This is a genomic window from Acidocella sp. (assembly GCF_027352905.1).
Taxonomy (GTDB): Bacteria; Pseudomonadota; Alphaproteobacteria; order Acetobacterales; family Acetobacteraceae; genus Acidocella.
The window spans coordinates 1-6,667 of the sequence record NZ_DAIEIF010000004.1; the positions used below are offsets into that span (position 1 = coordinate 1).

At 73.5% G+C, this 6,667-nt stretch carries 7 protein-coding genes; 2 read left to right on the forward strand and 5 right to left on the reverse strand.

All coding sequences use genetic code 11. The features are described from left to right. The 5 genes from M7H45_RS00375 to tsaD form a co-directional block, all read right to left on the reverse strand. On the reverse strand, positions 1-951 hold a 951-nt coding region (locus M7H45_RS00375; RefSeq protein WP_298213562.1), incomplete at its 3' end, for a glycosyltransferase family 39 protein. A 143-nt stretch (positions 952-1,094) separates the two neighbouring features. Next, positions 1,095-2,612, reverse strand: coding sequence for a tetratricopeptide repeat protein (locus tag M7H45_RS00380; protein ID WP_298213564.1), 1,518 nt, complete (start codon positions 2,610-2,612; stop codon positions 1,095-1,097). Beyond that, the gene (locus tag M7H45_RS00385; RefSeq protein ID WP_298213566.1) at positions 2,609-3,562 is read right to left on the reverse strand and encodes an NAD(P)H-dependent glycerol-3-phosphate dehydrogenase; all 954 of its coding nucleotides are present in this window, start codon (positions 3,560-3,562) and stop codon (positions 2,609-2,611) included. The genes M7H45_RS00380 and M7H45_RS00385 overlap by 4 nt, the downstream gene beginning before the upstream one ends. Further along, entirely contained in the window at positions 3,555-4,367 is an 813-nt protein-coding gene (locus M7H45_RS00390; RefSeq protein ID WP_298213568.1) for a 23S rRNA (adenine(2030)-N(6))-methyltransferase RlmJ, read from the reverse strand. Before M7H45_RS00390 ends, M7H45_RS00385 begins: the two co-directional genes overlap by 8 nt. After that, positions 4,364-5,416 carry a tRNA (adenosine(37)-N6)-threonylcarbamoyltransferase complex transferase subunit TsaD gene (gene tsaD, locus M7H45_RS00395; protein ID WP_298213570.1) on the reverse strand — a complete coding sequence of 351 codons (1,053 nt, stop codon included), beginning with the start codon at positions 5,414-5,416 and terminating at the stop codon, positions 4,364-4,366. Before tsaD ends, M7H45_RS00390 begins: the two co-directional genes overlap by 4 nt. Before the next feature lie 23 nt (positions 5,417-5,439). Here tsaD and hemC point away from each other — a divergent pair, with 23 nt between their 5' ends. Then, a complete protein-coding gene (gene hemC, locus M7H45_RS00400; RefSeq protein WP_298213572.1) occupies positions 5,440-6,432 on the forward strand; it encodes a hydroxymethylbilane synthase in 993 nt (330 codons plus the stop codon). Next, positions 6,429-6,667: uroporphyrinogen-III synthase (locus tag M7H45_RS00405; protein WP_298213574.1), on the forward strand; the 239-nt coding region annotated here is incomplete at its 3' end. The genes hemC and M7H45_RS00405, both read left to right, overlap by 4 nt.

The window sequence follows — 6,667 nt, forward strand, 5'->3', positions numbered from 1 at the left end:
GGGCGCCAGCACCAGCCCGGCCACGGCCAGGGCCTGCGCCCCCAGCCATAGCGCGCGCGGCCAGGGCGGCAGCGCCGGCGCCAGGGCCAGGGCCAGCCAGGGCAGGGCGAAGGCGAGATAGCGGATCTCGATGGGCGTGGCGCGGAACACCAGCCCCAACGCCAGCAACCCCGCCGGGGTAGCGGCGGCCAAGGCGAGAAAGCCCCGGCTTTGGCGGCGGCGCAGGGCCAAGGCCAGCCCCAGCAGCGCGAGCAGCCCCAATAGCGCCGCCACCGCGCCCCGCCATGCCCCGGCATAAAGCGGCAGCCCGCCGAACAGCGCCGCGCCGCCATCGCGCGCCAGGGCGGCCAGGGCCGCATGCCAGGAGAAAGGCGCGAATTGCCCCTGCCGCGAATCGCGCTGGCCGAGAAAGACCCAGCCGCAGGCCGCGAGCCAGGGCAGCATCGCCGCCAGGGCGCGCGCCGCCTGCCCCGGGCGGCGCCAGCCGAGCCAGAGCAGCGCCGCCACCCCGGTGAACACCGCGAGATATTCGCTGAAACAAGCGGCGCCGAGGCATAGCCCCGCCGCCCAGGCCGGACCCCGCCGCCCCTCCTCCGCCGCCGCCAGCGCCAGCCCCACCCCGGCGATGTTCAGCGCCCCGGCCAGCGCGTAGGGCCGCGCCAGGATGGCGGTGTAGCAGAACCCGTAAGACAGCAGCGCCATGGCGAGCACCGGCCCCGCCGCCACCCGGAGCCGCCGGGCGATGCATGCCAGCCCGTACAGCCCCGCCAGCGTCACCCCGGCGGAAAGCAGCCGCGCCGTGAACCAGCCCGGCCCCAGCAGCCGCCGCCAGATTTCCAGCGCCCAGAAATAAAGCGGCGGATGCACATCCAGCCGGCGCAGATCGAGCAAAATCCGCCCCAGCCCCGCCTGCCCGGCATAGAGGCCGCGCGCCGCCCCCGCCGTGAACACGCCCTCGGGCCAGACGGGCCGGGCATGCCCGGCGGTGAGGAAGATCGAATAGGCCTCGTCATATTCCGGGCCGCGCAGCCAGGCGGCGAGCAGCAGCAGCCCCGCCGCCAGCGGCCAGAAGAAAGCGGGCGCGCCCGCGCGCCTCAGCTGCCGAAATCCTTCGCGATATTGGGATCGTAGCGGCGGGCGGCGGCGAAATCCGCCTCGGCCGCCGCGCTCTCGCCCAGCGCCTGCTCGGCCAGGGCGCGGCCATACAGGGAGCTCGCCTGGTGCGGGGCGGCCCTCAACGCCTCGGTGTAGGAGAGGATCGCCTGTTTCGGCTCCCCCAGCTTGAGCTGGACGAAGCCGAGGGAATCGAGCGTCGCCGGATCGTGCGGCGCGAGGGTTCGCGCCTGCTGGCAATAGGGGAGCGCCTGGCTTGGCTTGCCGTCCAAGGCCAGGAACCAGCAATAATTGTTGAGATCGGGCGCGGACCCCGGCATCAGCGCCAGGATGCGCGCCTCATCCGCCGCCGCCTCGCCATAACGGCGCTGCGCCGCGTAGGCCAGGGAGCGGTCCGCGTAGGCGGGGATGTATTTCGGGTCGAGCCCGACCGCCTTCGTGTCATCGGCGATGGCGGCGGCGAGTTGCCCGCCTCGCTGCTCCAGCTGGGCGCGGGCGAAATACCCTTCCGGCGCGCCGGGGTCGAGGGCGATGGCGCGGTTGACATCGGCGAGCGCCGGTCCCGGCTGGCTGGCCGCCGCATAGGCGCTCGCCCGCAGGAGCAGGGCGCGGTAGCGCATGGTCCTGTTATCCCCGGCATGTTCGATCACCGCCGTGAGATCGGCGATTTCCGCCTTCCACTCGCGCAGCATGTCCTCGGCGGCGGCGCGCTGCAAGCGCAGGCGCGGATCGTCCGGGGCATAGGCCAGCACCTGATTCAAATCCTTAAGCGCCGCCTCCGGCTGGTTGAGGGCGAGTTCCAGCAAGGCCCGCTTCTGGTAGAAGGCCGGGTCGCCGGAGGAGAGGGCGATCGCCTGGCTCTCATCGGCGAGAGCCGCTTTCGCGTCGCCCTTCAGCGCCTCGGCCGCGGCGCGCGCGTCATAGGCGGCGGCATCGCCGGGCGCCAGGGCGATGGCCTGGCTGGCATCGGCGATGGCGGCGGCGGCCTCGCCGCCCGCCACCTCCGCCAGGGCGAGGTCGAGCCGCGCCCCGGCATTGGCGGGGTCGCGGTCCAGGGCGGCTTGCTGGTCGGCGATGGCGGCGCGCCAATCCCCCGCCGTAAGCTCGATCTCGCCCCGCAGGATCAGCGGGCGGGGATCGTTGGGGATGAGGGCGATGGCCTCATTCACCTCCCTCAGCGCCGCCCCGGGCTGGCCGAGGGCAAGCAGGGCGCGGGCGGCGACGACATGGATGCCGCCATTCTCCGGGTTCAGCGCCATTCCGGCCCTCGCATCGGCCAGCGCCGCCTCGGGCTGGTTGAGACGCAGCTCGGCCAGGGCGCGGTTGTTATAGGCCTCGAACTGATAGGCCTGCATATCCGCCCCGGCGGCGAGAACCGCGCCGCACCCGGCGATGGCCTTGGCCGGGTCGGGGCTCTCGCAATCGGCCGCCGGCACGGCGGCGCGGGCGGGGCCAGCAAGACACAGGCACAGGAAACATAGGGCCGCGCGGCGCATCATTCATCCTTCAAATCGCGGCTCATCAGCGCCGCCAGGGTGCGGGGAATATCCATTTCACCGCTGAGCAGCCTCGTCACGGCCTGGGTGATGGGCATGTCCACCCCCAGGGCGCGGGCGCGGGCGGCCAGAGCCGGAGCGGTCGCCACCCCCTCGGTCACGGCGCTGCGCCCGGCGAGGATGTCCTCCAGCCTTTCCCCCCGCCCCATGGCGAAGCCCAGGGAGAAGTTGCGGCTGCTGGCCCCGGTGCAGGTGAGCAGCAGATCGCCCAGGCCAGAAAGGCCGGAGACCGTCTCCGCCCGGCCGCCCAGCGCCGCCGCCAGCCGGGCGATCTCCGCCAGCCCGCGCGTGATCAGCGCGGCACGGGCGTTTTCCCCCAGCCCCGCCCCCATCACCGCCCCGGCGGCGATGGCGATGACGTTTTTGGCCGCCCCGCCCAGCGCCGCGCCAATGACATCGGCCGAGCCGTAGAGCCGCAGGCTCGGCGTGTGCAACGCGGCGATGAGCGCCGCGCGCATCCCGGCCTCCCTGGCGGCGAGCACCGCGGCGGCGGGCAGCCCGGCGGCCAGCTCATGGGCGAAATTGGGGCCGGTGAGCACGGCGCAGGGCCGGGGGGCGGCAAGCTCCGGCGGCAGCAGCAGCGTCTTCGCCTCCAACCCCTTGCAGCCCAGCACCAGCGCGCCCGTGCCGGGCAGACGGGGGAGAATGCCGCGCAGATGCTGCATCGGCACGGTGAGGAGGAGAATGCCCGCCTCGGGCATCGCCGCCGTCACCTCCAGCCCGGGCGGCAGGACCATGCCGGGCAGGCGCGGATTTTCCCGCCGCTCGCGCATCGCCGCCGCCCGGCCGGCGTCCCGCGCCCAGAGCGTCACCTCCCGCCCCGCCCGGGCGAGGAGAATGGCCAGCGCGGTGCCCCAGGCTCCGGCCCCGATCACGGCGATGGAGCTATTCATCGATGATCCGCTCCACCCCGGACCCCGCCCCGGCGTCGCCAAACAGTTCGGCGCAGGCGGCGAGGATCGGCGCGGCCTCCTCGGCGAATCCATAAGGAGAATTTATGAGTCCGAGCCCGCAGCCGTTCAAACGTGATGGATCGGTATCCGGGCGCAGCCGCAGCTCGGCGGTGATGACGTCGCGGATGGGGGTTTCCCGCAGGGCGGTGAAGAACGCCCGGACCGGCGCCCGGTGCTTGATGGGGTACCAGATGGCGGTCACCGCGGCGGGGAATTTGCGCCAGGCGGCGGCGAGCCCGCGGGCCAGCAGCGGAAATTCGTCGGGCCGCTCGAAAGGCGGGTCGATCAGCGCCAGCGCCCGCCGCTCCGGCGGCGGCAGAAAGGCCCCCAGCGCCTCATAGCCGTCGCGCTGATGCGCGGCGGCGTTGGGGTAGGGGCGCAAAGCGAGGCGCAAGGCGGCGGCGTCCTGCGGATGCAGCTCGCAGGCCACCAGCCGGTCGTCCGGGCGCAGCGCCGCGGCGATGATCACCGGCGAGCCGGGATAAAGGCCGAGCCGGCGGACCATCCCCGCATATTCGGCCAAGGCGGGTGGGGCCTGGTCCAGCAAGCGGCCCACGCCCTGGCGCCATTCCCCGGTTTTCTCCGCCTCCGCCCGGGCGAGGTCGTAGCGGCCGATGCCCGCATGGGTGTCGAGGGCGAGGAACGGCTTGGGCTTGCGCCGCATCGCCGCCAGCAGGCGCAGCAGCAAGGCGTGCTTCATCACATCGGCGAAATTGCCGGCATGATAGATGTGCCGGTAATTCACGCCGCCTCCAGCGGCCAGCGCGGGCGGCAGGGCGCCTCCAGCGGCGAGACGAGGCCGAGGCGCAGCCGCTCGATCCCGGCCCAGGCCACCATCACCGCATTATCCGTGCAGAGCCGCAAGGGCGGAGCGATGAGCGGCTTGCCCGCCCGCGCCGCCCCCGCCCGCAACCGGGCGCGAATCGCCTGATTGGCCGCCACCCCGCCCGCCACCACCACGGCGCTGGCCTCCGGCAGCATGGCGAGGGCATGGGCGAGCCGGTCGCCGAGAACATCGGTGACCGCCGCCTGGAACCCGGCGGCGATATCGGCGGCGCGCGGGCGGGATAACGGGCCCGGCGGCTCCGCCGCGACCAGCTGGGCGATGGCGGTTTTCAGGCCGGAGAAGGAGAAGTCGCAGCCAGGGCGGCCCAGCAGCGGGCGCGGCAAGGGGAGGGCGGCGGCGTCACCCTCCCGCGCCAGCGCCTCCAGCGCCGGGCCGCCCGGATAGGGCAGGCCGAGCAGCTTGGCGGTTTTGTCGAAGGCCTCGCCCGCCGCATCGTCCAGCGTGGCGCCGAGCAGCCGGTAGGCCCCTACCCCCTCCACCGCCACGCATTGGCTATGCCCGCCGGAGAGCAGCAGCAGCAGATAGGGAAAGGCGGGCGGGGCCGCGTCCAGCCCCGGCAGCCGGGCGGTGAGGGCGTGCGCCTCCAGATGGTTGATGGCGAGATAGGGCAGCCCCGCCGCCAGCGCCGCCCCCTTGGCGTAGCCGGTGCCGACCAGCAGCCCGCCGATGAGGCCCGGCCCGGCGGTGGCGGCAATACCGCCCAGCGCCGCGAAGCCGAGCCCGGCCTGGGCCAGCGCCGCGCGCGCCAGCCCATCCAGCGCCGCCAGATGCGCCCGCGCCGCGATTTCCGGCACCACCCCGCCGAAAATGGCGTGGTCGGCGGTCTGGCTCAGCACCAGCTCAGCGAGAATCGTCCCGTCCGGCGCCAGCACCGCCGCCGCCGTCTCGTCGCAACTGCTCTCGATGCCGAGGACCGGGGCGCGCGGGGCCGTGTCTTTTCCTTCCATGCGCCATGCTCTAGACCACGCGCGTGCAAACCGAAACGCCCCCCGCCACCCATGTGAGATCCCATGCCCGGCCCCTGCCCCTGCGGGTGGGCACGCGCGGCTCGCCCCTCGCCCGCCAGCAGACCGCGACCTTCCTGCATCTGCTCTCCACCTTCTGCCCGGTGCTGCGCAGCATGCAGGTGTTCCAGGAGCATATCATCGTCACCACCGGGGACAGGGTGCAGAACCGGCCGCTGGCGGAGATCGGCGGCAAGGGGCTGTTCGCCAAGGAGATCCACGAGCAGCTTCTCGCCGGGACGATCGATTTCGCCGTGCACAGCCTCAAGGATCTCGAGACCGTGCTGCCGGAGGGCATCGCCCTGGCTTGCACGCTGAAACGCGAGGACGCGCGGGACGCGCTGATCCTGGCCCCCGGCGTGGAAACGGACCCGGCGGACCCGTTCGGCGCGCTGGCCCAGGGCGCGGTGGTCGGCTCGGCCAGCGTGCGCCGCCAGGCGCAGATGAAATACGCCCGCCCCGACCTAAACTTCACCTTGCTGCGCGGCAATGTCGGCACCAGGCTCGCCCGGGTGGAGCAAGGGGCGCTGGACGCCACGCTGCTCGCCTATGCCGGGCTGCGGCGGCTGGATCTCGCCGGCAAGGCGAGCCTGGTGCTGAGCCCCGAACAGATGGTGCCCGCCGCCTGCCAGGGCATCGTCGGCGTGACGGTGCGGGCGGCGGATACGGAATTGCTGGCGCTGCTCTCGGCCATCGAGGACCCTGAGGCCAAGGCCGTCTCCACCGCCGAGCGGGCGCTGCTCGGCGCGCTGGACGGCTCCTGCCGCACGCCGATCGGCGGCTATGCCCGGCTGCTGCCGGATGGGACTCTGCATCTCACCGGGCTGGTGGCGCGCACGGATGGGAGCTTCCTGCTCAAGCGCAGCCTCACCGGGGCGGCGGCGGCGGCGGAAGCGCTGGGGCGGGAACTCGGCGCCTCGCTGAAGGCGGACAGCCCGGAGGATATTTTCGCGCCGTGAGGCTGCTGGTCACCCGGCCTGAGCCCGGGGCCAGCGCCACCGCGCGAAGGCTGGCGGCATTGGGGCATAGCCCGGTTCTGCTGCCCTGCCTCGCCATCACCCCCCTGCCCGCGCGGCTGTCGGAGCGCCCGGCCGCGCTCATCGTCACCAGCGGGCAGGCCGTGCCCGCTCTGCCCGCCCGCCTCGCCGGGGTGCCGGTCTATGCCGTGGGGGACGCCACGGCGGCGCGGCTGCG

Coding starts and splice junctions, on each gene's coding strand:
- M7H45_RS00385 (WP_298213566.1), bottom strand. CDS start 3,562: ATGAATAGCTCCATCGCCGTGATCGGGGCCGGAGCCTGGGGCACCGCG.
- M7H45_RS00380 (WP_298213564.1), bottom strand. CDS start 2,612: ATGATGCGCCGCGCGGCCCTATGTTTCCTGTGCCTGTGTCTTGCTGGC.
- tsaD (WP_298213570.1), bottom strand. CDS start 5,416: ATGGAAGGAAAAGACACGGCCCCGCGCGCCCCGGTCCTCGGCATCGAG.